The 24,085-nt window shown below is 55.6% G+C and carries 27 protein-coding genes and 1 tRNA gene; 27 read left to right on the forward strand and 1 reads right to left on the reverse strand.

Annotated features, from left to right (window positions below; all coding sequences use genetic code 11):
- A partial coding sequence (pth, locus tag ADG881_RS13480) for an aminoacyl-tRNA hydrolase (protein WP_232211771.1) occupies positions 1 to 394 on the reverse strand: 394 nt, incomplete at its 3' end.
- Between the two features lie 60 nt (positions 395 to 454).
- Between pth and ADG881_RS13485 the strand changes: the two genes are divergently transcribed.
- From ADG881_RS13485 to rplE, 27 genes are all read left to right on the forward strand, one after another.
- Positions 455 to 530: transfer RNA gene (locus ADG881_RS13485), tRNA-Trp, on the forward strand.
- A gap of 43 nt (positions 531 to 573) precedes the next feature.
- Complete coding sequence (gene secE / locus ADG881_RS13490; RefSeq protein ID WP_007150146.1) at positions 574 to 948, forward strand: preprotein translocase subunit SecE; 375 nt, start codon at positions 574 to 576, stop codon at positions 946 to 948.
- Between the two features lie 9 nt (positions 949 to 957).
- Complete coding sequence (nusG, locus tag ADG881_RS13495) at positions 958 to 1,500, forward strand: transcription termination/antitermination protein NusG (RefSeq protein WP_039926800.1); 543 nt, start codon at positions 958 to 960, stop codon at positions 1,498 to 1,500.
- Between the two features lie 113 nt (positions 1,501 to 1,613).
- Positions 1,614 to 2,042, forward strand: a complete 429-nt coding sequence (gene rplK / locus ADG881_RS13500) for a 50S ribosomal protein L11 (protein WP_007148611.1) — start codon at positions 1,614 to 1,616, stop codon at positions 2,040 to 2,042.
- 3 nt (positions 2,043 to 2,045) lie between these two features.
- On the forward strand, positions 2,046 to 2,741 hold the full coding sequence (rplA, locus tag ADG881_RS13505; RefSeq protein ID WP_007150884.1) for a 50S ribosomal protein L1: 696 nt from the start codon (positions 2,046 to 2,048) through the stop codon (positions 2,739 to 2,741).
- A 306-nt stretch (positions 2,742 to 3,047) separates the two neighbouring features.
- Positions 3,048 to 3,578: a 50S ribosomal protein L10 gene (rplJ, locus tag ADG881_RS13510; protein WP_007148782.1), complete on the forward strand. Its 531-nt coding sequence runs from the start codon at positions 3,048 to 3,050 to the stop codon at positions 3,576 to 3,578.
- A 65-nt stretch (positions 3,579 to 3,643) separates the two neighbouring features.
- Positions 3,644 to 4,021, forward strand: coding sequence for a 50S ribosomal protein L7/L12 (gene rplL, locus ADG881_RS13515; protein ID WP_007149799.1), 378 nt, complete (start codon positions 3,644 to 3,646; stop codon positions 4,019 to 4,021).
- Between the two features lie 146 nt (positions 4,022 to 4,167).
- A complete protein-coding gene (rpoB, locus tag ADG881_RS13520; protein WP_007148802.1) occupies positions 4,168 to 8,310 on the forward strand; it encodes a DNA-directed RNA polymerase subunit beta in 4,143 nt (1,380 codons plus the stop codon).
- A gap of 91 nt (positions 8,311 to 8,401) precedes the next feature.
- The gene (rpoC, locus tag ADG881_RS13525) at positions 8,402 to 12,604 is read left to right on the forward strand and encodes a DNA-directed RNA polymerase subunit beta' (RefSeq protein WP_007150244.1); all 4,203 of its coding nucleotides are present in this window, start codon (positions 8,402 to 8,404) and stop codon (positions 12,602 to 12,604) included.
- 218 nt (positions 12,605 to 12,822) lie between these two features.
- A complete protein-coding gene (gene rpsL, locus ADG881_RS13530) occupies positions 12,823 to 13,194 on the forward strand; it encodes a 30S ribosomal protein S12 (protein ID WP_011587675.1) in 372 nt (123 codons plus the stop codon).
- Positions 13,195 to 13,327: 133 nt separating this feature from the next.
- Complete coding sequence (gene rpsG / locus ADG881_RS13535; RefSeq protein ID WP_011587676.1) at positions 13,328 to 13,798, forward strand: 30S ribosomal protein S7; 471 nt, start codon at positions 13,328 to 13,330, stop codon at positions 13,796 to 13,798.
- A gap of 78 nt (positions 13,799 to 13,876) precedes the next feature.
- The gene (fusA, locus tag ADG881_RS13540) at positions 13,877 to 15,976 is read left to right on the forward strand and encodes an elongation factor G (protein WP_007148612.1); all 2,100 of its coding nucleotides are present in this window, start codon (positions 13,877 to 13,879) and stop codon (positions 15,974 to 15,976) included.
- A 32-nt stretch (positions 15,977 to 16,008) separates the two neighbouring features.
- Complete coding sequence (tuf, locus tag ADG881_RS13545) at positions 16,009 to 17,199, forward strand: elongation factor Tu (protein ID WP_007151164.1); 1,191 nt, start codon at positions 16,009 to 16,011, stop codon at positions 17,197 to 17,199.
- 605 nt (positions 17,200 to 17,804) lie between these two features.
- Positions 17,805 to 18,116, forward strand: coding sequence for a 30S ribosomal protein S10 (rpsJ, locus tag ADG881_RS13550; protein WP_007148458.1), 312 nt, complete (start codon positions 17,805 to 17,807; stop codon positions 18,114 to 18,116).
- A gap of 42 nt (positions 18,117 to 18,158) precedes the next feature.
- Positions 18,159 to 18,794 (forward strand): 50S ribosomal protein L3, encoded by a 636-nt coding sequence (gene rplC, locus ADG881_RS13555; RefSeq protein ID WP_007149479.1) that lies wholly within the window; start codon positions 18,159 to 18,161, stop codon positions 18,792 to 18,794.
- Positions 18,795 to 18,808: 14 nt separating this feature from the next.
- Positions 18,809 to 19,411, forward strand: a complete 603-nt coding sequence (gene rplD / locus ADG881_RS13560) for a 50S ribosomal protein L4 (protein ID WP_007150728.1) — start codon at positions 18,809 to 18,811, stop codon at positions 19,409 to 19,411.
- Positions 19,408 to 19,704, forward strand: coding sequence for a 50S ribosomal protein L23 (gene rplW, locus ADG881_RS13565; RefSeq protein ID WP_007150124.1), 297 nt, complete (start codon positions 19,408 to 19,410; stop codon positions 19,702 to 19,704). Before rplD ends, rplW begins: the two co-directional genes overlap by 4 nt.
- A gap of 18 nt (positions 19,705 to 19,722) precedes the next feature.
- Entirely contained in the window at positions 19,723 to 20,547 is an 825-nt protein-coding gene (gene rplB, locus ADG881_RS13570; protein ID WP_011587693.1) for a 50S ribosomal protein L2, read from the forward strand.
- A gap of 22 nt (positions 20,548 to 20,569) precedes the next feature.
- Positions 20,570 to 20,845: a 30S ribosomal protein S19 gene (gene rpsS, locus ADG881_RS13575; protein ID WP_007151633.1), complete on the forward strand. Its 276-nt coding sequence runs from the start codon at positions 20,570 to 20,572 to the stop codon at positions 20,843 to 20,845.
- 10 nt (positions 20,846 to 20,855) lie between these two features.
- Positions 20,856 to 21,200, forward strand: coding sequence for a 50S ribosomal protein L22 (gene rplV, locus ADG881_RS13580; protein ID WP_007149326.1), 345 nt, complete (start codon positions 20,856 to 20,858; stop codon positions 21,198 to 21,200).
- Between the two features lie 4 nt (positions 21,201 to 21,204).
- Entirely contained in the window at positions 21,205 to 21,897 is a 693-nt protein-coding gene (gene rpsC, locus ADG881_RS13585; protein ID WP_007149325.1) for a 30S ribosomal protein S3, read from the forward strand.
- Between the two features lie 13 nt (positions 21,898 to 21,910).
- Entirely contained in the window at positions 21,911 to 22,324 is a 414-nt protein-coding gene (gene rplP / locus ADG881_RS13590; RefSeq protein WP_007150407.1) for a 50S ribosomal protein L16, read from the forward strand.
- 3 nt (positions 22,325 to 22,327) lie between these two features.
- Positions 22,328 to 22,519, forward strand: a complete 192-nt coding sequence (gene rpmC / locus ADG881_RS13595) for a 50S ribosomal protein L29 (RefSeq protein WP_007150643.1) — start codon at positions 22,328 to 22,330, stop codon at positions 22,517 to 22,519.
- A 2-nt stretch (positions 22,520 to 22,521) separates the two neighbouring features.
- On the forward strand, positions 22,522 to 22,785 hold the full coding sequence (gene rpsQ, locus ADG881_RS13600; protein ID WP_011587695.1) for a 30S ribosomal protein S17: 264 nt from the start codon (positions 22,522 to 22,524) through the stop codon (positions 22,783 to 22,785).
- A 51-nt stretch (positions 22,786 to 22,836) separates the two neighbouring features.
- A complete protein-coding gene (gene rplN, locus ADG881_RS13605; protein ID WP_007151625.1) occupies positions 22,837 to 23,205 on the forward strand; it encodes a 50S ribosomal protein L14 in 369 nt (122 codons plus the stop codon).
- Positions 23,206 to 23,220: 15 nt separating this feature from the next.
- Positions 23,221 to 23,529, forward strand: a complete 309-nt coding sequence (gene rplX / locus ADG881_RS13610; RefSeq protein ID WP_039926805.1) for a 50S ribosomal protein L24 — start codon at positions 23,221 to 23,223, stop codon at positions 23,527 to 23,529.
- Between the two features lie 13 nt (positions 23,530 to 23,542).
- The gene (rplE, locus tag ADG881_RS13615; RefSeq protein ID WP_007151080.1) at positions 23,543 to 24,082 is read left to right on the forward strand and encodes a 50S ribosomal protein L5; all 540 of its coding nucleotides are present in this window, start codon (positions 23,543 to 23,545) and stop codon (positions 24,080 to 24,082) included.
- Positions 24,083 to 24,085 lie beyond the last annotated feature (3 nt).

Below are 24,085 nucleotides of genomic sequence, written 5' to 3' on the forward strand. Positions count from 1 at the left end.
TCAGGTCCCGGTCGGCTTTGGAGGGTTTGTTCAGCACGTGGGGGGTAACCCGGTCTGCAGAGCCGGGGTGGCGGATGCCCACGCGTAGCCGGTAAAAGTCGCGGCTGTTGCCATGTCGGCTGATGATGTCGCGCAGACCATTGTGGCCTCCGTGGCCGCCGCCTTGGTTGAAGCGGGCACAGCCGGGGGGCAGGTCGAGCTCGTCGTGAGCAATCAGCATCTGCGTAACGGGAATCGGGAAGAAATTTACCAGTGCGGCGGTTGCCTGACCACCGCGGTTCATGAAGGTGGTCGGAACCAGCAGGCGGATAGTTTCGCCTTCAAAGGAGAAGGTGGCGGTGAGGCCGAAATATTTCTTGTCTTCGGTAAAGAAGACGCCCTGGCGTCGGGCCAGGGCGTCTACATGCCAGACGCCGGCCCGCCACCCTGTTTTATTTCAGGTTTAAAGAGTTACAGGCCAGTAGTTCAATTGGTAGAGCACCGGTCTCCAAAACCGGCTGTTGGGGGTTCGAGTCCCTCCTGGCCTGCCAATTTTCCCAAAACTGCCACTCAGGTGGTGGGGTGCATCGTCAGATGAGCGAGAAAACAGAAGCGCGTTCCGGCTCTGCCGCCTTTGAGGCGGTGAAGTGGTTGTTGGTTGTGGGGTTTGTTGCTGCGGCCGTAGTGGGCAATAGCTATTTCTCCGACCAGGCAACCCTGTATCGGGTGATCGGTGTCGTTGCTGTTTCTCTGGTGGCGGTGTTTGTTGCTCTGCAAACTGAGCAGGGCAAAGCGTTCAACCAGTTGCGTAAGGATTCTCTGGTCGAGCTTCGCAAGATTGTGTGGCCGACGCGTCAGGAAACCTTGCAGACTACGCTGATTGTTCTGGTCTTTGTTGTGATTGTGGCCCTGTTGCTGTTTGTGCTCGACTGGATTCTCGGTGGGCTCATGTCCTGGGTTATTGGCTAAGGGGTAAGCATGGCAAAGCGCTGGTACGTAGTACACGCCTATTCAGGTTTCGAGAAATACGTAAAACGTGCTCTTGAGGAGCGCGTTAAATTACGTTCTATGGAAGAGCTTTTTGGCGAAATTCTGGTTCCCACTGAGGAAGTGGTGGAGATCAAGGGTGGCCAGAAACGCAAATCCGAGCGCAAGTTCTTTCCGGGTTATGTTCTGGTGCAAATGGAGATGTGTGATGACTCCTGGCACCTGATCAAGGAAACCCCGAAAGTGATGGGTTTCATTGGTGAAGATCCGAAAAATCCGGGTCGTGTTTCGCCCATTACCCAGAAAGAGGCGGATGCCATTCTGCGTCGTATGGATGATGCAGTTGAGAAGCCGAAGCCGAAGACATTGTTTGAAGCGGGTGAAGTGGTTCGTGTTAACGACGGTCCTTTCGCTGACTTCAATGGTGTGATCGAAGAAGTGAATTACGAGAAGAGCCGCCTGCAGGTGGCTGTGATGATCTTCGGTCGGTCCACACCGGTTGAGCTGGAGTTCGGTCAGGTCGAAAAAACCTGATTGGAAGCAGCGTTTAAATTAGGTGCCCTGGTCGCTGAAAGGCGGCCGGGGCGTTTTGACAACCTGAGGGGAGCCCGCCATAGGCGCGGCGTTTGCACCCAAGGAGTCTTAAAATGGCGAAGAAAGTACAAGCCTACATCAAGCTGCAGGTTGCAGCGGGTCAGGCTAACCCGTCACCGCCGGTTGGTCCTGCTCTGGGTCAGCACGGTGTGAACATCATGGAGTTCTGTAAGGCGTTCAACGCCCAGACTCAGCAGCTGGATGCCGGTGCGCCGGTTCCGGTCGTGATCACCGTTTACAACGATCGCTCCTTTACCTTCACCATGAAGACGCCGCCGGCGGCTTACCTGCTGAAGAAAGCGGCTGGCATCAAAAGCGGTTCCGGTGAGCCGAACACCAAGAAAGTGGGCAAGGTAACCCGCGCGCAGCTGGAAGAGATCGCCAAGGCTAAAGAGCCGGATCTGACCGCTGCGGATCTGGATGCCGCTGTGCGCACTATCGCGGGTTCTGCCCGTTCCATGGGCCTGGATGTGGAGGGTTAACCAATGGCTAAACTGTCTAAGCGTAACCGTGCCATCCGCGAGAAGGTTGAAGCGGGTAAGCTGTACCCGGTTGAGGAAGCTGTCGCACTGCTGGCTGAGCTTTCTGCCGTGAAATTCAAAGAGTCTGTGGACGTGGCGGTAAACCTGGGTGTTGACCCACGTAAATCCGACCAGAACGTTCGTGGTGCTTCTGTTCTGCCTCACGGTACTGGCAAGACTGTCCGTGTTGCCGTGTTTGCTCAGGGCGCCAAGGCTGAAGAAGCCAAAGAAGCGGGTGCAGACGTTGTCGGTTTTGACGATCTGGCCGAGAAGGTTCAGGCGGGCGAGCTCGACTTTGACGTTGTGATTGCATCCCCGGACGCCATGCGCGTTGTCGGCAAGCTGGGCACCATTCTGGGTCCCCGCGGTCTGATGCCGAACCCGAAAGTTGGCACCGTGACTCCTGATGTTGCCCAGGCGGTTAAAAACGCCAAGGGTGGTCAGGTGCGTTACCGTACCGATAAAGGCGGGATTATTCATTGCACCGTCGGCCAGGTGGGTTTCGACTCCAGCGCCATCAAGGAAAATGTGGAAGCGTTGATCGCTGACCTGAAAAAGGCCAAGCCATCTTCCGCTAAAGGGACTTTCTTCAAGAAGGTTACCTTGTCCACCACCATGGGTCCCGGTCTGTCCATCGACCCGGCATCCCTGGCGATGTAAGAAGTTTCGATCCTGCCGCAAGGCAGGATCAAAAGGGCTTTGATCCCGGCGGCGCGTCTCATGCAGTGAGCGACGCCGGGGCGTCAAAGACCGCAGGTTTTCGGTGTGTTTTGGTGTCTGCCTTTATGAGGTAAGTAAGCCGCCGGAATTAAGGGGTAACCGCCTGCGCAGGCGCGGTAGTTGTTTCCTGATTTGCTCAGGTTGTGGCTCCGCGATAATAGCCGGGAAACCGGCTCTGGCGACCGCCTCGAAATCAGATTGCAGTCGATTTTGACGGTTAATGTTTGTGAATCCAGGAGGTACATCATGCCTTTGAATCTGGAGGACAAACGAGCGATTGTTGCTTCGGTTAATGCTGTTGCTACTGAAGCGCTGTCTGCTGTGGTTGCTGACTATCGTGGTCTCACTGTTTCTCAGATGACTGAGTTGCGTAGTAAGGCCCGTGAAACTGGCGTGTACCTGAAAGTAGTACGGAACACGCTGGCGAAGTTCGCCGTGAAAGACACTGAATTTGAGTGTCTGAACGATGCACTGGTTGGCCCCACTGTTTTGGCTTTTTCCCAGGATGATCCGGGCGCTGCTGCTCGCCTCATCAAGGATTTCGCCAAAGACCATGACGCGCTGGAAGTAAAAGCTCTGGCCGTGGGTGGCGTAACTTATGGTGCGCAGGATATCGATATCCTCGCCAAGTTGCCGACTCGCGACGAAGCAATTTCTCAGCTCATGTCCGTTATGCAGGCCCCGGTGGCCAAGTTTGTTCGTACCCTCAACGAGGTGCCCGGCAAATTTGTTCGCACGGTTGCTGCAGTCAAGGACCAGAAACAGAGTGCTGCCTGATTTTTCAGGTTGCGTAACTACCCGATCCAATCGGATCACCAAAGTGGTGATTTAGGAGATTGAAAATGGCCGTTTCCAAAGAAGATATCCTCGGCGCTATCGCCGATATGAGTGTTATGGACCTCGTTGAACTGATCGAGGCCATGGAAGAGAAGTTCGGCGTTACCGCCGCTGCCGCTGTTGCTGCTGCTCCTGCAGCCGCTGGTGGTGAAGCTGCTGCCGCTGAAGAGCAAACCGAGTTTGACGTTGTTCTGACCGGTTTCGGTGACAAGAAAGTTGGCGTGATCAAGGCTGTCCGTGAAGTGACTGGCCTGGGTCTGAAAGAAGCCAAAGAGCTGGTTGAAGGCGCTCCTGCTCCTGTTAAGGAAGGCGCTGCCAAAGACGAAGCCGAAGAGATCAAGAAAAAGATCGAAGAGGCTGGCGGTACTGCCGAGCTCAAGTAAGCGCGTTAGCGCTATGTCTTTCCGCGGTTTCGCGGAAAGGCGCCGGCTGGCAGCTTTTTGGCTGCCAGCCTTTTGTCGTTTCTGTATGAAGGGTTTCATGCAGAAATATCACCACAGGGTGATAGGTCAACAGCTGAGGAACGCAGATGGCATACTCATTCACTGAGAAAAAGCGGATCCGCAAAGATTTCGGCAAGCTTCCGAAAGTTATGGAAGTGCCTTATCTCCTGGCGATACAGCTCGATTCTTACCGTAAATTCCTGCAGCAGGATAAGAGCGCAGAAGAACGCCTGGAAGAAGGTCTGGAAGCCGCTTTCCGATCGGTATTTCCGATCGCCAGTTATTCAGGAAATGCAGCGCTGGAGTATGCCGGCTACGAGTTCGGCAAACCCGTTTTTGATGTAAAAGAATGCATCATTCGCGGTACTACCTACGCGGCGCCATTGCGTGTGCGTATTCGTCTGGTGATTTACGATCGTGAATCATCCGGGGCGATCAAGGATATTCGTGAACAACAGGTCTACATGGGTGAAATTCCCCTGATGACCGAAAATGGTACCTTCGTTATCAATGGTACCGAGCGTGTAATCGTGTCCCAGCTGCACCGGTCTCCCGGTGTGTTCTTCGACCACGATAAAGGCAAGACTCACTCTTCCGGCAAGCTGCTCTATTCTGCCCGGGTGATTCCTTACCGTGGTTCCTGGCTGGACTTCGAATTCGATCCCAAAGACCAGGTCTTTGTGCGGATCGACCGTCGCCGCAAATTGCCGGCGACCATCCTGCTGCGTGCGTTGGGTTACACCTCCGACGAAGTGTTGGAGATGTTCTTCGACACCAATGAAATCGCAGTAGAAGACGGCATTTACCGTATGAAGCTGGTGCCGGAGCGTCTGCGTGGTGAAACCGCGACCTTCGATATCCTGGCTGACGGTGAAGTCGTGGTTGAACGTGGTCGTCGTATTACCGCGCGCCACATTCGCCAGTTGGAAAAAGCCAACATTGAATACCTGGAAATCCCGGCTGAATACCTGCAGGGCAAATACCTGGCCAAGTCGATCATCGACCAGGACACCGGCGAGATTCTGGTGGAGTGTAATACCGAGCTGACAGCGGAAACGCTGGAGAAGCTGGAGCAAGGCGGCATTGCCGACTTTGAAACACTCTATACCAACGATCTGGATAACGGCCCGTTCATGGCCGATACCCTGCGCGCTGATCCGACCCGTACGCCGCTTGAGGCATTGGTCGAAATCTACCGCATGATGCGCCCGGGTGAGCCGCCGACCAAGGAAGCGGCTGAGAACCTGTTCAAGAACCTGTTCTTCACCGATGAGCGTTACGACCTGTCCGGTGTTGGCCGGATGAAGTTCAACCGTCGTCTCGGTCGTGAAGATGAGACCGGTCCTGGCATCCTTTATGACGGCCGTTACTTCAGCGCCCGCTCCGATGAGGAAGGCAAGCAGTACTTCGAACAGATGGGCGGCGAAACCTCTGACATCATTGAAGTGCTGAGAACCCTGGTGGATATCCGCAACGGTAACGGCGTGGTCGATGACATCGATCACCTGGGTAACCGTCGTGTGCGTTCCGTGGGTGAAATGGCCGAGAACCAGTTCCGTGTGGGTCTGGTGCGTGTTGAGCGTGCGGTCAAGGAGCGTCTGAGCCTGGCCGAATCCGAAGGCCTGATGCCGCAGGATCTGATCAATTCCAAGCCGGTGGCTGCTGCCGTGAAAGAGTTCTTTGGCTCTTCCCAGCTGTCCCAGTTTATGGACCAGAACAACCCGCTGTCCGAGATTACGCACAAGCGTCGTGTCTCCGCGTTGGGCCCGGGTGGTCTGACCCGTGAGCGTGCCGGCTTTGAGGTGCGTGACGTACACCCGACTCACTACGGTCGTGTGTGTCCGATCGAGACCCCTGAAGGTCCGAACATCGGTCTGATCAACTCTCTGGCCACCTATGCCCGCGCCAACGAGTACGGCTTCCTCGAGTCTCCGTACCTGAAAGTGATTGACGGCAAGGTCAGTGAAGAAATCGAATACCTGTCTGCGATCGAAGAAGCTGAGTGCGTAATCGCACAGGTGGACGCGAAAATGACAGAAGACGGTGGTTTCGAGGAAGACTTCGTTACCGTGCGTCACCGTTACGAATTTACCGTGATGGAGCGCGACACCATTACCCATATGGATGTCTCTCCTCGTCAGGTGGTATCCGTGGCGGCGTCGCTGATCCCGTTCCTCGAGCACGATGATGCGAACCGGGCCTTGATGGGCTCGAACATGCAGCGTCAGGCTGTGCCGACCCTGCGTGCTGACAAGCCGCTGGTGGGTACTGGCTTCGAGCGTCACGTTGCCCGTGACTCCGGCGTCTGTGTGGTCGCCACCCGTGGCGGTATCGTCGACAAGGTCGATGCATCACGGATTATCGTTAAGGTTAATGACAGTGAAGTGAGTGAAGGTGAGGCCGGTGTTGATATCTACAACCTGACCAAATACACCCGCTCCAACCAGAACACCTGCATCAACCAGCGTCCGCTGGTGAAGGTGGGTGATCGGGTTGCTGCCCGCGATATCATGGCTGACGGTCCTTCTGTGGACATGGGCGAATTGGCCCTGGGCCAGAACATGCGCGTGGCCTTCATGCCGTGGAATGGCTACAACTTCGAGGATTCCATCCTTATCTCCGAGAAGGTGGTGAAGGATGATCGTTTCACCTCCATCCACATTCAGGAACTGACCTGTATCGCCCGTGATACCAAGTTGGGTCCGGAAGAGATTACTGCGGATATCCCCAATGTGGGCGAAGCGGCGCTGTCCAAACTGGATGAGTCCGGCATTGTCTACATCGGTGCAGAAGTGGAAGCCGGCGACATTCTGGTGGGCAAGGTAACGCCGAAAGGCGAAACCCAGCTGACCCCTGAAGAGAAGCTGTTGCGTGCGATCTTCGGTGAGAAAGCCTCCGACGTGAAGGACACCTCTCAGCGCGTATCTTCCGGCGTTAAGGGCACTATCATCGATGTACAGGTCTTTACCCGCGATGGTGTTGAGAAAGACGAGCGCGCTCGTCAGATCGAGCAGGCTGCCCTGGAGCAGTTCCGCAAGGATCTGAAAGACGAGTACCGTATTCTCGAGCAGGATATTCTTGAGCGTCTGCGCACCGTAATGGTGGGCAAGAAGGTTAACGGTGGTGCGGGCTTCAAGCGCGGCGCAGAGTTGACCGGTGACGTTCTGGACGGCCTGGATGCCGAGAAGTGGTTCGAACTGCGTCCGGCTGACGATGATGTGGCCGAGCAACTTGAGCGTGCCCAGCAGTATCTGGAGCAGCACAAGAAAGAGCAGGACGAGCGCTACAAGGACAAGCAGGCCAAGATCTCCGGTGGTGATGATCTGGCTCACGGCGTCCTGAAAGTGGTCAAGGTTTACCTGGCAATCAAGCGTCGTATTCAGCCCGGTGACAAGATGGCCGGCCGTCACGGCAACAAGGGTGTGATTTCCGTAATCATGCCTGAAGAAGATATGCCGCATGACGAGAACGGCGTGCCGGTGGATGTGGTGTTGAACCCGCTGGGTGTACCGTCCCGTATGAACGTGGGGCAGATCCTGGAAACCCACCTGGGTTGGGCTGCGAAAGGTCTTGGTGAACGGATCGGCGAAATGCTGGCCGAGCAGAAGAAGATTGCGGACATTCGTGTCTTCCTCGACAAGATCTACAACCAGGCGGGTGCCGGTGGCACACCGGAAGATCTGGACAGCTTCAGCGATGACGAAATCATCGACCTGGCCAAGAACCTGGTGGGCGGCGTGCCCATGGCGACGGCTGTATTCGACGGCGCCAAAGAGTTCGAGATCAAGGAGCTGCTGGAACTGGCTGGACACGACCGCTCCGGTCAGGTGCAGCTGTGGGATGGCCGTACCGGTGAAGCCTTTGACCGCAAGGTGACCGTGGGCTACATGTACATGCTCAAGTTGAACCACCTGGTGGACGACAAGATGCATGCGCGTTCCACCGGTTCCTACAGCCTGGTTACCCAGCAGCCGCTGGGTGGTAAGGCGCAGTTCGGTGGTCAGCGTTTCGGTGAGATGGAAGTGTGGGCGCTGGAAGCTTATGGCGCCGCTTACACCTTGCAGGAAATGCTCACTGTGAAATCCGATGACGTGAATGGCCGTACCCGCGTGTACAAGAACATCGTGGATGGTGATCACCGCATGGATCCGGGTATGCCGGAATCCTTCAACGTGTTGCTGAAGGAAATTCGTTCTCTCGGTATCAATATCGAGCTGGAAAACGACTGAGGCAGTGGGCGCTGTCTGTTAGCAGACGGCGCCACTGTTACCCGGGTTTAGGAAAGAATCTAGAGCGAAAGCTCACTACGGAGGACTGGCCTTGAAAGACTTGCTGAATTTGCTCAAAAGTCAGGGACAAGTCACGGAGTTCGACAAGATCCGCATCGCGCTTGCGCCGCCGGATCTGATCCGCTCCTGGTCTTTTGGCGAAGTGAAAAAGCCTGAGACCATTAACTACCGCACGTTCAAGCCTGAGCGTGATGGTCTGTTTTGTGCGCGAATCTTTGGTCCGATCAAGGACTACGAATGCCTGTGCGGTAAGTACAAGCGTTTGAAGCATCGTGGCGTAATCTGTGAAAAGTGTGGCGTTGAAGTCACCCTGTCCAAGGTGCGTCGTGAGCGCATGGGCCATATCGAGCTGGCCAGCCCCACTGCTCACATCTGGTTCCTGAAGTCACTGCCGTCACGTATCGGTCTGATGCTGGACATGACCCTGCGTGATATCGAGCGGGTTTTGTACTTCGAATCCTTTGTCGTGACCGAGCCGGGCATGACCACGCTGGAGCGTGGGCAGCTGCTTACCGACGAAGAGTATTTCGATTCGCTGGAAGAGTTCGGTGACGAATTCGAAGCCAAGATGGGTGCCGAAGCCGTACAGCAGCTGCTGATGGAGCTGGATCTGGTTGAAGAGATCAAGATCCTGCGTGAGGAAGTGGAATCCACTAACTCCGACACCAAGCTGAAGAAGCTGTCCAAGCGTCTCAAGCTGATGGAAGCCTTCAAGGATTCCGGTAACGCGCCTGAGTGGATGATTCTGACCGTTCTGCCGGTTCTGCCGCCGGATCTGCGTCCGCTGGTACCACTGGACGGTGGCCGTTTTGCGACCTCCGACCTGAACGATCTGTATCGCCGGGTGATCAACCGGAACAACCGCCTCAAGCGTTTGCTGGACCTGAGTGCGCCGGACATCATCGTGCGTAACGAAAAGCGTATGCTGCAGGAATCTGTGGATGCGCTGCTCGATAACGGCCGTCGTGGCCGCGCCATTACCGGTTCCAACAAGCGTCCCCTGAAATCCCTGGCCGACATGATCAAGGGTAAGCAGGGTCGCTTCCGTCAGAACCTGTTGGGCAAGCGAGTCGATTACTCCGGTCGTTCCGTGATCGTGGTTGGTCCGACTCTCAAGCTGCACGAGTGTGGCCTGCCCAAGAAGATGGCGCTGGAACTGTTCAAGCCGTTTATCTTTGCCAAGCTGGAAGGGCGTGGTCTGGCGACCACCATCAAGGCGGCCAAGAAGATGGTCGAGCGCGAAACTGCCGAGGTGTGGGATATCCTCGCCGAAGTGATTCGCGAACACCCGGTGATGTTGAACCGGGCGCCGACCCTTCACCGTCTGGGTATCCAGGCGTTCGAGCCGGTACTGATTGAAGGTAAAGCCATCCAGCTGCACCCGCTGGTGTGTGCGGCATTCAACGCCGACTTCGATGGTGACCAGATGGCGGTACACGTACCGCTGACCCTGGAAGCCCAGCTCGAAGCCCGTGCGCTGATGATGTCCACCAACAACATCCTGTCCCCGGCCAACGGTGAACCGATTATCGGTCCTACCCAGGACGTGGTCTTGGGTCTGTACTACATCAGCCGTGACCGTGTGAATGCACAGGGTGAAGGCCAGGTGTTTGCCGACACCAAGGAAGTGATGCGTGCGCTGGGTAACAAGCAGGTGCACATTCATGCCCGCGTTAAAGTGCGAGTGCATGAAGTGGTGAAAGACCTGGAAGGTAACGTGGAAGAGCGTACCTTCATCGCCGACACCACCCCCGGCCGTTGTAAGCTGTGGGATATCGTGCCGGCGGGTCTGGGCTTCGATATGGTCAACCAGAACATGACCAAGAAGGCCATCTCCAAGCTGCTGAATACCTGCTACCGGATTCTGGGCACCAAAGAGACCTGTATCTTCGCTGACCAGCTGATGTACCTGGGCTTCCGCGAAGCGACGCTGTCCGGTTCTTCCATTGGTGTGGAAGACATGGTGATTCCGGATGCCAAGTACACCATGATCGACGCTGCCGAAGAGGAAGTGCGCGAGATCGAGGAGCAGTTCGCTTCCGGTCTGGTAACCCGCGGCGAGCGTTACAACAAGGTCGTGGATATCTGGGCGCGGACCAATGACCAGATCGCCAAGGCGATGATGGAAAACCTCCGGGTTGAAGTGGTCAAGAACCGCGACGGCAAGGACGAAGAGCAGGGCTCTTTCAACTCCATCTTCATGATGGCCGATTCCGGGGCGCGGGGTTCCGCCGCCCAGATTCGTCAGCTGGCCGGTATGCGTGGTCTGATGGCGAAGCCGGATGGCTCCATTATCGAAACGCCGATTACCAGTAACTTCCGTGAAGGCCTGAACGTACTCCAGTACTTCATCTCTACTCACGGTGCACGTAAAGGTCTGGCGGATACCGCACTGAAAACGGCGAACTCCGGTTACCTGACACGTCGTCTGGTGGATGTGGCGCAGGATCTGGTGATCAATCATATCGATTGTGGCACAGAGGAAGGCCTGCTGATGACGCCGCTGATCGAAGGTGGTGACGTGGTAGAGCCGCTGCGTGAACGTGTTCTCGGTCGTGTGGTTGCCCGTGATGTGATGAACCCGCTGAAACAGGACGAAGTGGCGGTGGAAGCCGGCACCCTGCTGGATGAGGTTTGGGTTGAGCAGCTGGAAACCATGGGTGTGGACGAAGTGCTGGTGCGCTCGCCGATTACCTGTGCGACTCGCTGGGGCGTGTGTGCCACCTGTTACGGTCGTGATCTGGCCCGTGGCCATCAGGTCAACGTGGGCGAGGCTGTCGGTGTTATCGCGGCACAGTCCATTGGTGAGCCGGGTACCCAGCTGACCATGCGTACCTTCCACATTGGTGGTGCGGCTAGCCGGGCATCTGCGGTGTCCAGCATTCAGATCAAGCACGGCGGCAAGGTGCGTTTCCACAATGCCAAGCACGTGCAGCACAAGGACGGTCTGGTCATCGTTTCCCGTTCTGCGGATCTGGCGGTGGCTGATGAGATCGGCCGTGAGCGTGAGCGTTACAAGCTGCCCTACGGTGCCACTGTGACCGTGAACGAAGGTGACGAAGTTGGCGGTGGTCAGGTTGTTGCAACCTGGGACCCGCACACACACCCGATCATCGCGGAAGTGGAAGGTAAGGTGCAGTTCGGTGATATGGAAGAAGGTATCACCGTAAACCACCAGACCGACGAGCTGACCGGCCTGACCAATATCGAAGTGCTCGGTTCCCAGAACCGTCCTTCTGCGGGTAAGGATATGCGTCCGGTTATCCGGGTGCTGGATGGCAAGGGCAAGCCTATTGTCATGCCTAACACTGACATGCCGGCTCAGTACTTCCTGCCGGGCGGCGCGCTGTGTGGCCTGAAGGATGGCGCCAACATCGGTGTGGGTGACGTGATTGCGCGGATTCCGCAGGAATCCTCCAAGACCCGTGACATCACCGGTGGTCTGCCCCGTGTTGCTGACTTGTTCGAAGCACGGAACCCGAAAGAAGCGGCAATCCTGGCTGAAAAGACCGGTACCGTGTCCTTCGGTAAAGAAACCAAAGGCAAGGTTCGCCTGGTGATCACTCCGGATAACAGTGATGACAACTACGAAGAACTGATTCCCAAGTGGCGTCAGCTCAACGTGTTTGAAGGTGAGCGGGTTGAGAAGGGCGAGGTGGTTTCCGATGGGCCGCTGAACCCCCACGATATCCTGCGCCTGAAAGGTGAGTCCGAGCTGGCCCGTTACATCGTTAACGAAGTGCAGGAGGTTTACCGCCTGCAGGGTGTGAAGATCAATGACAAGCACATTGAAACGATCATCCGCCAGATGCTGCGCAAAGTAGAGATCCTGGAAGTGGGCGAGTCTCACTTCATCAAGGGTGAGCAGGCAGAATATGCCCGCGTTATGGAAGAGATCGACCGTCTGAAAGCCGAAGACAAGATGCTGCCGCAATACCAGCGTCTGTTGTTGGGTATCACCAAGGCTTCCCTGGCAACCGAGTCCTTCATCTCTGCGGCGTCTTTCCAGGAAACTACCCGCGTTCTCACCGAAGCGGCGGTAACCGGCAAGGAGGACGATCTGCGTGGCCTGAAAGAAAACGTGGTTGTGGGTCGTCTGATCCCGGCCGGTACCGGCTATGCCTACCACATGGATCGCCGCCGCCAGCGTGCTGACGCACGCGGGCCGGAAGCGCCGACCATGGACGAGGTGGAAGCGGCTCTGTCCGAGGCGCTTAGCTCCTCCGACGAGTAGTGCGGGCGTTTTCTTGACCCGATAATGGCACCCGCACAAGTGGCTGGTGCCATTTCGCCCCTTCGGGGGCAACCGTAGAGATTCTCCGGCGCCTTGACGGGATGCCGGAGGCTCCCTACAATCGCTGCCCCCCATGGTTTCATGGGCGGTAATTGGGTGGCATGGGCCGTAAACTGACGGTTTTTGTCACAGAACTGTAAGCGTGAGGCAGTAGTTTCATGGCAACTGTAAACCAGCTGGTGCGCAAGCCGCGCAAAAGCAAGGTAGAAAAGAGCGACTCCGTAGCCCTGCAGGGCTGCCCCCAGCGTCGCGGCGTTTGCACTCGGGTGTATACCACTACTCCGAAGAAGCCTAACTCCGCGCTGCGTAAAGTGTGTCGTGTGCGTCTGACCAACGGTTATGAAGTCTCTTCCTACATTGGTGGTGAAGGGCATAACCTGCAGGAGCACTCCGTAGTGTTGATCCGTGGCGGTCGTGTAAAAGACCTTCCCGGTGTTCGCTACCACACCGTACGTGGCACCCTGGATACGGCAGGCGTGCAGGACCGCAAGCAGCGTCGCTCCAAGTATGGCGCCAAGCGTCCGAAGTAATACCTAGCTACCTTTTCTGAATGCCGTAGCCCGTGTGGCTGCGGAGGGATGAGTAAGGTCCGGACGGCATGCCGTTCCGGAGTCACCTGAAGCTTTCCCCGCCCAAAGCGGGAATGTTAGAGGAACACATCCGATGCCAAGACGTCGCGTTGTCGCCAAACGGGAGATCCTGCCGGATCCGAAGTTTGGAAGCCAGATTCTGGCCAAGTTCATGAACCATGTAATGGTTAGTGGTAAGAAATCTGTATCCGAGCGTATTGTTTACGGTGCGCTGGATATTATCACCGAGCGTAAAGGGCTTGATTCCCTGGAGACGTTCGAAAAGGCGCTGGACAATATCCGTCCTGCCGTCGAGGTAAAGAGCCGCCGTGTTGGTGGTGCGACTTACCAGGTTCCTGTTGAGGTTCGTCCCAGCCGCCGTACTGCTTTGGCAATGCGCTGGTTGGTAGATGCTGCCCGTAAGCGTGGTGAGAAGAGCATGCCTGCTCGTCTGGCCGGCGAAGTGATGGATGCCGCTGAAGGCAAAGGCGCTGCGATGAAGAAACGTGAAGACGTGCATCGTATGGCCGAGGCCAACAAGGCCTTCTCCCACTTCCGCTTCTAAGGCAGAAGGCAAGCGAGTGAAACCGGCCTGTGTACAGGCCGGTTTTTGTATTTGAACCAGTGAATCGAGGTTAGCACCGTGGCTCGTAAGACTCCTCTTAATCGCTATCGCAACATCGGTATCTGTGCGCACGTAGATGCGGGCAAGACCACTACTACCGAGCGTATTCTTTTCTACACCGGTGTGTCTCACAAAATTGGTGAGGTGCACGACGGTGCTGCCACCATGGACTGGATGGAGCAGGAACAGGAGCGTGGTATTACCATTACCTCCGCTGCGACCACCACTTTCTGGCAGGGTATGGACCAGCAGTATGATCAGCACCGTATCAACATCATTGATACCCCCGGGCACGTTGACTTCACTATTGAAGTAGAGCGTTCCTTGCGTGTACTCGATGGTGCCGTGGTGGTGTTCTGTGGTTCTTCCGGCGTTGAGCCGCAGTCCGAGACTGTATGGCGCCAGGCCAACAAATATGAAGTCCCGCGTATCGTGTTCGTCAACAAGATGGACCGCGCTGGCGCAGATTTTGACTCCGTTTGTAACCAGATTCGCAAGCGTCTGGGTGCTTCCGTTGTGCCGATTCAGTACAACATCGGTGCGGAAGACAACTTCAAGGGTGTCGTCGATTTGATCCGGATGAAGGCTATCTACTGGAGCGAAGACGACATGGGGATGACCTACGAAGAGAAGGACATCCCGGACGACATCAAGGCGCGTTGTGACGAGCTCCGTGAACAAATGACGGAAGCGGCAGCAGAGGGCTCTGAAGAGCTGATGGAAAAGTACCTGGAAGAAGGTGACCTTTCCAATGACGATATCAAGGCGGGTCTGCGTCAGCAGGTTCTGGCCAACGAAATCGTTCTCGGCCTGTGTGGTTCCGCGTTTAAAAACAAGGGCGTTCAGGCGCTGCTCGACGCAGTGATCGAATTCCTGCCGGCCCCGGATGAAGTAAAAGCCATCCAGGGTGTGCTGCCGGATGGCGAAACCGTTGAAGCGCGTAAGTCTTCAGACGATGAGCCGTTCTCTGCGCTGGCATTCAAGATCGCTACCGACCCGTTTGTCGGCTCTCTGACCTTTATTCGTGTCTACTCCGGTGTGCTGAATTCCGGTGACAGCGTGATGAACTCCGTACGCGAGAAGAAAGAGCGTGTGGGGCGTTTGCTGCAGATGCACGCAAACAGCCGTGAAGAGATCAAGGAAGTACTGGCGGGTGACATTGCGGCCTGTGTTGGCATGAAGGACGTCACCACCGGTGACACTCTGTGCGACATGAAGAGCCCGATCGTTCTCGAGCGTATGGAATTCCCGGATCCGGTAATTTCCGTTGCTGTGGAGCCCAAGTCCAAGGCAGACCAGGAAAAAATGGGTCTGGCGCTGGGCCGTCTGGCGCAGGAAGATCCGTCTTTCCGTGTGAAGACCGACGAAGAAACCGGCCAGACCATTATCTCTGGCATGGGTGAGCTGCACCTGGATATTCTCGTGGATCGTATGAAGCGTGAATTCAAGGTGGAAGCGAACATCGGTGCGCCGCAGGTGGCATACCGCGAAACCTTCACCCGCGCTGCGGACGTGGATGGCAAGTTCGTGAAGCAGTCCGGTGGTCGTGGTCAATACGGTCACGTTAAGGTCAAGTTTGAGCCTATCGATCGTGATGAAGAGTTCCAGTTCGAGGAGCAGATTCACGGTGGTTCCGTACCGAAGGAATACTTTGGCGCGGTGCAGAAGGGTATCGACGAGCAGCTGCAGGCCGGTGTGCTGGCGGGCTACCCGATTCTGGGCGTGAAAGCGACTCTGTACGATGGTTCCTACCATGAGGTGGATTCCAACGAAAACGCTTTCCGTATGGCGGGCGCCTTGGCTGTGAAGAACGCAGCGAAGGAAGCCGGTGCGGTACTGCTTGAGCCGATGATGAAGGTGGAAGCGGTAACCCCGGAAGACTACATGGGTGACGTGATGGGTGACTTGAACCGTCGCCGTGGTATCGTTCAGGGCATGGAAGACACCATGGCCGGCAAGATTATTCGTGCCGAGGTGCCTTTGTCTGAAATGTTCGGTTACGCTACTGATCTGCGTTCCATGTCTCAGGGCCGTGCCAGTTACTCCATGGAGTTCCTGAAGTACGCTGAGGCACCGAAGAATATCGCTGATGAAGTCATCAGCGGCAAGAAATCTTAAATTTACGGTTAATTTGTTAAGGGTATAGAGCCGTGGCAAAGGAAAAGTTTGAACGTAATAAACCGCACGTAAACGTAGGCACCATCGGTCACGTTGACCATGGTAAAACCACCCTGACCGCCGCGCTGACACGCGTGTGTGCAGAAGTCTGGGGCGGTAGCGCCATTGCTTTCGATGGTATTGATAATGCCCCGGAAGAGCGTGAGCGTGGTATTACCATCGCGACCTCACACGTAGAGTACGATTCTCCGACTCGTCACTACGCCCACGTAGACTGCCCCGGTCACGCTGATTATGTGAAAAACATGATCACCGGTGCCGCGCAGATGGACGGCGCAATCCTGGTTTGTTCCGCAGCTGACGGCCCCATGCCGCAGACGCGTGAGCACATCCTGCTGTCCCGTCAGGTTGGCGTGCCTTTCATCGTTGTGTTCCTGAACAAAGCGGACATGGTTGACGATGAAGAGCTGCTCGAGCTGGTAGAAATGGAGGTACGTGAGCTGCTGAGCGACTACGACTTCCCGGGTGACGACACGCCGATCATCAAGGGTTCTGCCCTGAAGGCACTGGAAGGCGATACCAGCGAAATCGGTATGCCTGCCGTGCAGAAGCTGGTTGAGTGCCTGGACGAGTACATCCCGGAGCCGGAGCGTGCCGTTGATCAGCCGTTCCTGATGCCGATCGAAGACGTATTCTCCATCTCCGGTCGCGGTACCGTGGTAACCGGCCGTGTAGAGCGTGGCATCATCAAGGTTGGTGAAGAGCTGGAAATCGTGGGTATCCACGACACCACCAAGACCACCTGTACCGGTGTTGAGATGTTCCGCAAGCTGCTGGACGAAGGTCGTGCTGGTGAGAACGTTGGTGTTCTGCTGCGTGGTACCAAGCGTGATGAAGTTGAGCGTGGTCAGGTACTGGCCAAGCCGGGCTCCATCAAGCCGCACACCAAGTTCGTTGCTGAGGTATATGTCCTGAGCAAAGACGAAGGTGGTCGTCACACTCCGTTCTTCAACGGTTACCGTCCGCAGTTTTACTTCCGTACGACTGACGTGACAGGTGCATGTACTCTGCCGGAAGGTACCGAAATGGTAATGCCGGGCGATAACGTGCAGATGGACGTTGAGCTGATCGCTCCGATCGCCATGGAAGACGGCCTGCGCTTCGCGATTCGCGAAGGTGGCCGTACCGTTGGCGCCGGCGTGGTAGCTAAAATCACCGAGTAAGTTTTACGGTGATGAAAAAGGGTCGCTTCGGCGGCCCTTTTTTTGCCTGCGATTTTATGTTGTTGCCAAAGGTGTCTTTCGGGCTGCTGAAGGTTGGGGCTGTGAGCGGTCTGACGGCTTCACTGTGGCGTGCTGAACGGTGTGTGAGGCTGTGTGGATGCGGCCTGGTGTTGTTCGCGCTTGTGGTGGCTGCAGTCGAAGGTAGTGGGCTGCCTGTTCGGCAATGAATTGTCGGATTTTCAAGACAGGGCTTGGCGGGGCGGAAAAACAGGAGTACCGTCACAGCCCGGTAGGATGCCACCAGGAAGGGGTTCAGTATTGGCTTGTTCCTTGGCTGGCGCCGCGGTTGTGGCTTTGATGGGCCCTGTGGCGGCGGGTGTCGCTTTGCGATAACTGCTTTTACAGTTAATTTGGGGTTTTTGGCGAAATACCCCTTGCAATACCCCCGGGGTATGGCTAATATTCGCGCCCTGCCTTCGGGCAGTACCAACCGGGGCATTGTTCCCGGGCTTGTTTTGATACCACTCACCTATCCTGTAGCGATGAGGTAAGTGGGCTTTTTGCCATATAAACTATGGCTCGAAACGGTCTGGAGTTTGTTAGCTATGGCTAACCAAAGAATCCGTATTCGTCTCAAGGCCTTTGATCATCGTCTGATTGATCAGTCCGCCCAGGAGATCGTGGATACGGCCAAACGGACAGGCGCGCAAGTAACGGGTCCAATCCCGCTGCCGACGCGTAAAGAACGCTTTACAGTGCTGGTCTCTCCGCACGTAAACAAAGATGCGCGAGATCAGTATGAGATCCGCACCCACAAGCGGCTGGTGGATATTGTCGAGCCTACGGATAAAACCGTAGACGCGCTGATGAAGCTGGATCTGGCTGCTGGTGTGGACGTGCAGATCAGCCTGGGTTAACAACGGGCGGGTTTATCCCGACAGGTTGTGAAGAGGTAAACAATGGCGATTGGTGTGATCGGTCGAAAATGCGGCATGACCCGGGTGTTCACTGAAGAAGGTGTCAGTGTTCCGGTGACTGTGATTGAGGTTAGCCCTAATCGGGTTTCCCAGGTCAAGACCGAAGAATCAGATGGCTATCAGGCCGTACAGGTAACTGTAGGTGAGCGCCGTGCCAGCCGCGTGACCAAGGCGCAAGCCGGTCATTTCGCGAAAGCTGGTGTTGAGGCGGGTCGTGGTGTCTGGGAATTCCGTGCTGAAGCTGGTGAGTTTGAGGCGGGTTCCGCGGTGACTGTAGAGGGGTTTGAGGCAGGTCAGATGATCGATGTCACTGGCTCCTCCAAGGGTAAAGGGTTCGCAGGCGGCGTTAAGCGCTGGAACTTCAGCACCCAGGACGCCACTCACGGTAACTCCTTGTCCCATCGTGCTCCGGGTTCTATTGGTCAGAACCAAACCCCGGGCCGCGTGTTTAAAGGCAAGAAGATGGCCGGTCATCTGGGTGCTGAGCGTGTCACTGTCCAGAACCTGGAAGTGGTGCGTGTCGATGCTGACAAGAATCTGTTGCTGGTTAAAGGTGCGGTCCCCGGTGCTACCGGTGGTGATGTGATCGTGCGTCTGGCAGTGAAGGCGAAGGCCTGAAAGAGGAATAGAGGATGAATCTCAATACTGCCTCTGGAGGTACCGTTACCGTTTCCGAAGTCGCCTTCGGCAAGGACTTTAACGAGCCTCTGGTTCATCAGGTTGTGACTGCGTTTCTGGCAGGTGCCCGTCAGGGTTCCAAAGCTCAGAAAAACCGTTCCGATGTGAGTGGTGGTGGTCGTAAGCCGTGGCGTCAAAAGGGTACTGGTCGTGCCCGTGCGGGTACGATTCGTAGCCCGATCTGGCGTGGCGGCGGCAAGACTTTTGCTGCGGTACCACGTGACCACTCTCAGAAAGTGAACCGCAAAATGTACCGCGGTGCGCTGCAGTGCATTATGTCTGAGCTGGTGCGTCAAGAACGTCTGGTTGTTGTGGATGAGTTTACTGTTGACTCTCCCAAGACCAAAACGGTTGCAGCCAAGTTGAAAGACATGGAGCTGAGCAGCGTGTTGATCGTCACTGATGACGTTGACGAAAACCTGTTCCTGGCTTCACGTAATTTGCCGAAGGTTGATGTGCGCGATTCTCAGGGCGTTGATCCGGTAAGTCTGATTGCTTTCGAGAAGGTGCTGATCACTGTGCCGGCTCTGAAGAAGCTTGAGGAGGCCCTGGCATGAATCAAGAGCGTATTTTGCAGGTGCTGCGTGCGCCGCACGTTTCTGAAAAGGCCACGATTGTAGCCGATCAGAACAACACCTTCGTATTCAAGGTTGCTAAAGATGCGAGCAAGCTGGAAATCAAAAAAGCGGTAGAAGCGCTTTTTGAAGTGAAAGTTGAAGCTGTTCGTACCGCCAACATGAAAGGCAAGTCCAAATTCTTTGGTCGCGTTGCGGGTAAGCGCGTTGACTGGAAGAAGGCCTATGTTTCCCTCGCGGAAGGCCAGGACATTGACTTCCTGGGCGCAGAGTAAGGAAGGGAGTAAGGAATAATGGCGATTGTAAAGTGCAAGCCGACTTCTCCGGGCCGCCGCTTTGTAGTCAAGGTGGTCAACGAAGATCTGCACAAGGGTGCTCCCTACGCGCCACTGTTGGAAGCCAAGGCGAAAAACGGTGGTCGTAACAACAACGGTCGTATTACCACCCGTCATAAAGGTGGTGGTCACAAGCAGAAGTATCGCGTTATCGACTTCCGTCGTAACAAAGACGGTATTGCTGGTGTTGTTGAGCGCCTGGAGTATGACCCGAACCGTACTGCGCACATTGCGCTGGTGAAGTATCTGGACGGTGAGCGTCGATACATTTTGGCCCCCAAAGGCCTGAAAGCAGAAGATCGTATCCAGTCCGGCGAAGATGCGCCGATCAAGCTGGGTAACGCACTTCCGCTGCGTAATATTCCGCTGGGTTCCACTATCCACAATGTGGAAATGAAGCCTGGCAAAGGTGGTCAGATTGCTCGCTCTGCAGGGACTTCCGTGCAGCTGCTGGCAAAAGACGGCCAGTATGTGACTCTGCGTTTGCGCTCCGGCGAAATGCGTAAAGTTCACGCTGACTGCAAGGCCACAATCGGTGAAGTATCCAACAGTGAGCACAGCTTGCGCTCACTGGGTAAGGCGGGCGCGAAGCGCTGGCGGGGTGTTCGACCCACCGTTCGCGGTGCGGCGATGAACCCGGTAGACCACCCGCATGGTGGTGGTGAAGGGCGCAGCTCTGGTGGCCGTCATCCGGTTACACCTTGGGGTGTTCCGACCAAAGGCTACAAGACCCGTACAAACAAGCGCACGACCAAAATGATTGTGCGTGACCGTCGTAAGTAAGGGATAGAGAGAGGTTCAGGCTGTGCCACGTTCACTGAAAAAAGGTCCTTTTGTGGATCACCACCTGCTAGGCAAGGTGGAAGATGCGGTGGAAGCCGGCTCCCGTAAGCCGATTAAAACCTGGTCTCGCCGCTCCATGATTATTCCGGAGATGGTGGGCCTGACTATTGCGGTATATAACGGCAAGCAACATGTGCCGGTAATGGTTTCCGAGCACATGGTTGGCCACAAGCTGGGTGAATTTGCCCTGACCCGCAATTACCGCGGGCATGCCGTGGACAAGAAGGCTAAGCGATAAGGTGACAGTTATGGCTACTGAAGTTGCAGCCCGTCTGCGCGGTGCAAGAATTTCGGCTCAGAAAGCCCGCCTCGTAGCCGACCAGGTCCGTGGCCTGGAGGTCGAGAAGGCGCTGAATCTTCTGGAATTCAGCCCGAAGAAGGCGGCAAAAATCGTTAAGAAGGTGCTGGAGTCCGCGATTGCAAATGCGGAAAACAACGACGGCGCTGACGTTGATGAGCTGAAGGTGTCCACGGTGTTCGTGGATGAAGGCATGACGATGAAGCGGATCCGCCCGCGCGCCAAAGGCCGCGCTGACCGTATCCTCAAGCGTACTTGCCACATTACTGTGAAAGTCTCAGAAGGTCAGGAGTAACCAGATGGGTCAGAAAGTTCATCCGGTCGGTATTCGCCTTGGCATTGTCAAAGAGCATAACTCGCTTTGGTATGCCGGACCGAAGTCTTATTCAGACTGCCTGGTTACCGATCTGCAAGTGCGTGAATATCTTTTCAAGCGCCTTAAAAGTGCATCGGTAAGCCGTATCAAGATCGAACGTCCTTCTGAAAACGTTCGCATCACTATTGCTACTGCGCGTCCGGGCATTGTTATTGGCAAGAAAGGTGAAGACGTTGAGCGTCTGCGTCGTGATGTTGCTGCCAAGATGGGTGTGCCTGTGCACATCAACATCGAGGAAGTGCGCAAACCCGACCTGGATGCCCGCCTGGTAGGTGACAATGTCGCCGGTCAGCTGGAACGTCGAGTCATGTTCCGTCGCGCTATGAAGCGTGCGGTGCAGAACGCCATGAAGTCTGGCGCTGAAGGTATTCGAATTCAGCTGTCCGGTCGTCTGGGTGGTGCAGAAATTGCGCGTACCGAATGGTACCGCGAAGGCCGAGTGCCTCTGCATACTTTGCGTGCCGACATCGACTACGCAAGCGTACGTGCTGAAACCACTTACGGCACCATCGGTGTGAAGGTCTGGATCTTCCGCGGCGAAGTGCTTGGTGGCATGGAGCAGGTACAGGAAGAGCAGAAGCAGTCCAAGGGCGCGAAGAAGCGCGGCCGCGGTTAAAGGGTAACGAACGATGTTGCAGCCGAAGCGTACCAAATTCCGGAAAGTGATGAAGGGCCGTAACCGTGGCCTGGCACAGCGGGGCAGCAAGGTGTCTTTCGGCACCATTGGCCTGCAAGCAACCGGTCGTGGCCGTATTACTGCGCGCCAGATCGAAGCAGCCCGTCGTGCAATGACCCGCCATATCAAGCGGGGCGGTAAAATTTGGATCCGGGTATTCCCGGACAAGCCGATTACCAATAAGCCTCTTGAAGTGCGGATGGGTAAAGGTAAAGGTTCTGTAGAGTACTGGGTTGCTCAGATTCAACCTGGAAAGATGCTTTACGAAATGGAAGGTGTGTCAGAAGACGTTGCGCGTGAAGCGTTCCGTCTGGCCGCGGCCAAGCTGCCGGTAAGCACCCGTGTCGTGACTCGGACGGTGATGTAAGCCATGAAAGCGAGCGAGCTGAAAGATAAGAGTGTCGAGGAGCTGCAGCAGACGCAAATCGAGCTGCTTGAGGAACAATTCAAGCTGCGTATGAAGAGCGCGTCCGGTCAGATTTCTAAAACCCATGAGCTTGGGAAGGTTCGCCGCAATATTGCGCGCGTTAAGACCATTCTGAGAGAGAAACAGGGTAACTAGTCATGGCAGAGGCGAACACAATGCGCCGGACCGCTACCGGCAAAGTCATCTCTAATAAAGGTGACAAAACTATCACTGTGTTGGTAGAGCGCCGGGTACAGCACCCGATTTACGGCAAGATCATCAAGCGTTCCACCAAACTGATGGCGCATGATGAAGAAAATCAGTGTCGTGAAGGTGACCTGGTCACCATCGAGGAGTGCCGGCCGCTGTCCAAGCGTAAAGCTTGGATGCTGGTTAACGTAGTTGAACAGTCTAAGGCCTAAACGGACCGTTGCTGTGGCTGCCTGTAAGGGCAGAGTTGGAGAGATTAAGCGATGATTCAGACCGAAAGCATGCTCGAGGTAGCTGATAACAGTGGCGCCCGTCGAGTACAGTGCATCAAAGTGCTGGGTGGTTCTCACCGCCGCTATGCAGGCATTGGTGACATCATCAAGGTCACAGTAAAGGAAGCGATTCCACGCGGCCGTGTAAAGAAAGGCGACGTGATGACCGCCGTTGTCGTACGTACCCGTAAAGGTGTACGTCGTCCCGACGGTTCACTGATTCGTTTCGACGAAAATGCCGCGGTGTTGTTGAACAACAACAAAGCACCGGTCGGTACCCGGATCTTCGGCCCGGTAACGCGCGAGCTGCGTACTGAGCAATTTATGAAGATCATTTCCCTGGCACCTGAAGTTCTGTAAAGGCGGGTGAAGGTAATGCTCAAGATTAAGCGTGATGACGAAATCATCGTAATTGCGGGAAAGGACAAAGGTAAGCGTGGCTCTGTTCAGCAAGTCCTGGACAACGGTCGCCTCATCGTTGCTGGCGTTAACATGGTCAAGAAGCATGTTAAAGCCAACCCTAACCGCGGTACTCAAGGCGGCATCGTAGAACAGGAAGCATCGCTTAACGCTTCCAACGTTGCCATCTGGAACCCCAAGACGCAGAAAGCGGATCGTGTGGGCTTCCGTTTTGAAGACGGCAAAAAAGTTCGCTTCTTCAAGTCCAACGGCGAAACGCTGTAGGTTTAGGTGACCCATGAGTGATCTGAAAAAGATTTATCTAGACGAAATCGCGCCCAAGCTGAAAGAAGAGCTTGGTCTCGGTAACATCATGGAAGTGCCGAAGATCACCAAGATCACCCTGAATATGGGTGTTGGTGAAGCTTCTGCGGATCGTAAAGCGATGGAAGGTGCACTGTCGGACATGACGGCCATTTCTGGTCAGAAGCCGCTGGTAACCAACGCTCGCAAGTCTGTTGCAGGCTTCAAGATCCGTGAAGGTTGGCCGATTGGCTGCAAGGTGACCATGCGCAACCAGAGAATGTATGAATTTCTGGAACGCCTGGTTTCTGTTGCCATTCCGCGCATCCGTGACTTCCGTGGTTTGAATCCGAAATCCTTCGATGGCCGGGGCAACTTCTCCATGGGTCTGCGCGAGCAGATCGTGTTCCCGGAGATCGATTTCGACAAGGTCGACAAGCTGCGTGGTATGGATATTACCATTACCACTACAGCCAAGACCGATGACGAAGCACGGGCGCTGCTGCGCGCCTTCAACTTCCCGCTGAAGGGCTAAGAG

It is taken from the genome of Alcanivorax sp. DG881, from assembly GCF_000155615.1.
GTDB lineage: Bacteria > Pseudomonadota > Gammaproteobacteria > Pseudomonadales > Alcanivoracaceae > Alcanivorax.

Excerpts from the sequence above, each read along its gene's own strand:
- rplC (WP_007149479.1), top strand. The coding sequence starts at position 18,159 with ATGGCGATTGGTGTGATCGGTCGAAAATGCGGCATGACCCGGGTGTTC.
- rplX (WP_039926805.1), top strand. The coding sequence starts at position 23,221 with ATGCTCAAGATTAAGCGTGATGACGAAATCATCGTAATTGCGGGAAAG.
- nusG (WP_039926800.1), top strand. The coding sequence starts at position 958 with ATGGCAAAGCGCTGGTACGTAGTACACGCCTATTCAGGTTTCGAGAAA.
- rplB (WP_011587693.1), top strand. The coding sequence starts at position 19,723 with ATGGCGATTGTAAAGTGCAAGCCGACTTCTCCGGGCCGCCGCTTTGTA.
- rplJ (WP_007148782.1), top strand. The coding sequence starts at position 3,048 with ATGCCTTTGAATCTGGAGGACAAACGAGCGATTGTTGCTTCGGTTAAT.
- rplE (WP_007151080.1), top strand. The coding sequence starts at position 23,543 with ATGAGTGATCTGAAAAAGATTTATCTAGACGAAATCGCGCCCAAGCTG.
- rplP (WP_007150407.1), top strand. The coding sequence starts at position 21,911 with ATGTTGCAGCCGAAGCGTACCAAATTCCGGAAAGTGATGAAGGGCCGT.
- rplA (WP_007150884.1), top strand. The coding sequence starts at position 2,046 with ATGGCTAAACTGTCTAAGCGTAACCGTGCCATCCGCGAGAAGGTTGAA.
- rpsC (WP_007149325.1), top strand. The coding sequence starts at position 21,205 with ATGGGTCAGAAAGTTCATCCGGTCGGTATTCGCCTTGGCATTGTCAAA.
- rpsQ (WP_011587695.1), top strand. The coding sequence starts at position 22,522 with ATGGCAGAGGCGAACACAATGCGCCGGACCGCTACCGGCAAAGTCATC.
- rpsL (WP_011587675.1), top strand. The coding sequence starts at position 12,823 with ATGGCAACTGTAAACCAGCTGGTGCGCAAGCCGCGCAAAAGCAAGGTA.
- rplV (WP_007149326.1), top strand. The coding sequence starts at position 20,856 with ATGGCTACTGAAGTTGCAGCCCGTCTGCGCGGTGCAAGAATTTCGGCT.
- secE (WP_007150146.1), top strand. The coding sequence starts at position 574 with ATGAGCGAGAAAACAGAAGCGCGTTCCGGCTCTGCCGCCTTTGAGGCG.
- rplL (WP_007149799.1), top strand. The coding sequence starts at position 3,644 with ATGGCCGTTTCCAAAGAAGATATCCTCGGCGCTATCGCCGATATGAGT.
- rpsJ (WP_007148458.1), top strand. The coding sequence starts at position 17,805 with ATGGCTAACCAAAGAATCCGTATTCGTCTCAAGGCCTTTGATCATCGT.
- rplW (WP_007150124.1), top strand. The coding sequence starts at position 19,408 with ATGAATCAAGAGCGTATTTTGCAGGTGCTGCGTGCGCCGCACGTTTCT.
- rpoB (WP_007148802.1), top strand. The coding sequence starts at position 4,168 with ATGGCATACTCATTCACTGAGAAAAAGCGGATCCGCAAAGATTTCGGC.
- rpmC (WP_007150643.1), top strand. The coding sequence starts at position 22,328 with ATGAAAGCGAGCGAGCTGAAAGATAAGAGTGTCGAGGAGCTGCAGCAG.
- rplD (WP_007150728.1), top strand. The coding sequence starts at position 18,809 with ATGAATCTCAATACTGCCTCTGGAGGTACCGTTACCGTTTCCGAAGTC.
- rplN (WP_007151625.1), top strand. The coding sequence starts at position 22,837 with ATGATTCAGACCGAAAGCATGCTCGAGGTAGCTGATAACAGTGGCGCC.
- rpsG (WP_011587676.1), top strand. The coding sequence starts at position 13,328 with ATGCCAAGACGTCGCGTTGTCGCCAAACGGGAGATCCTGCCGGATCCG.
- rplK (WP_007148611.1), top strand. The coding sequence starts at position 1,614 with ATGGCGAAGAAAGTACAAGCCTACATCAAGCTGCAGGTTGCAGCGGGT.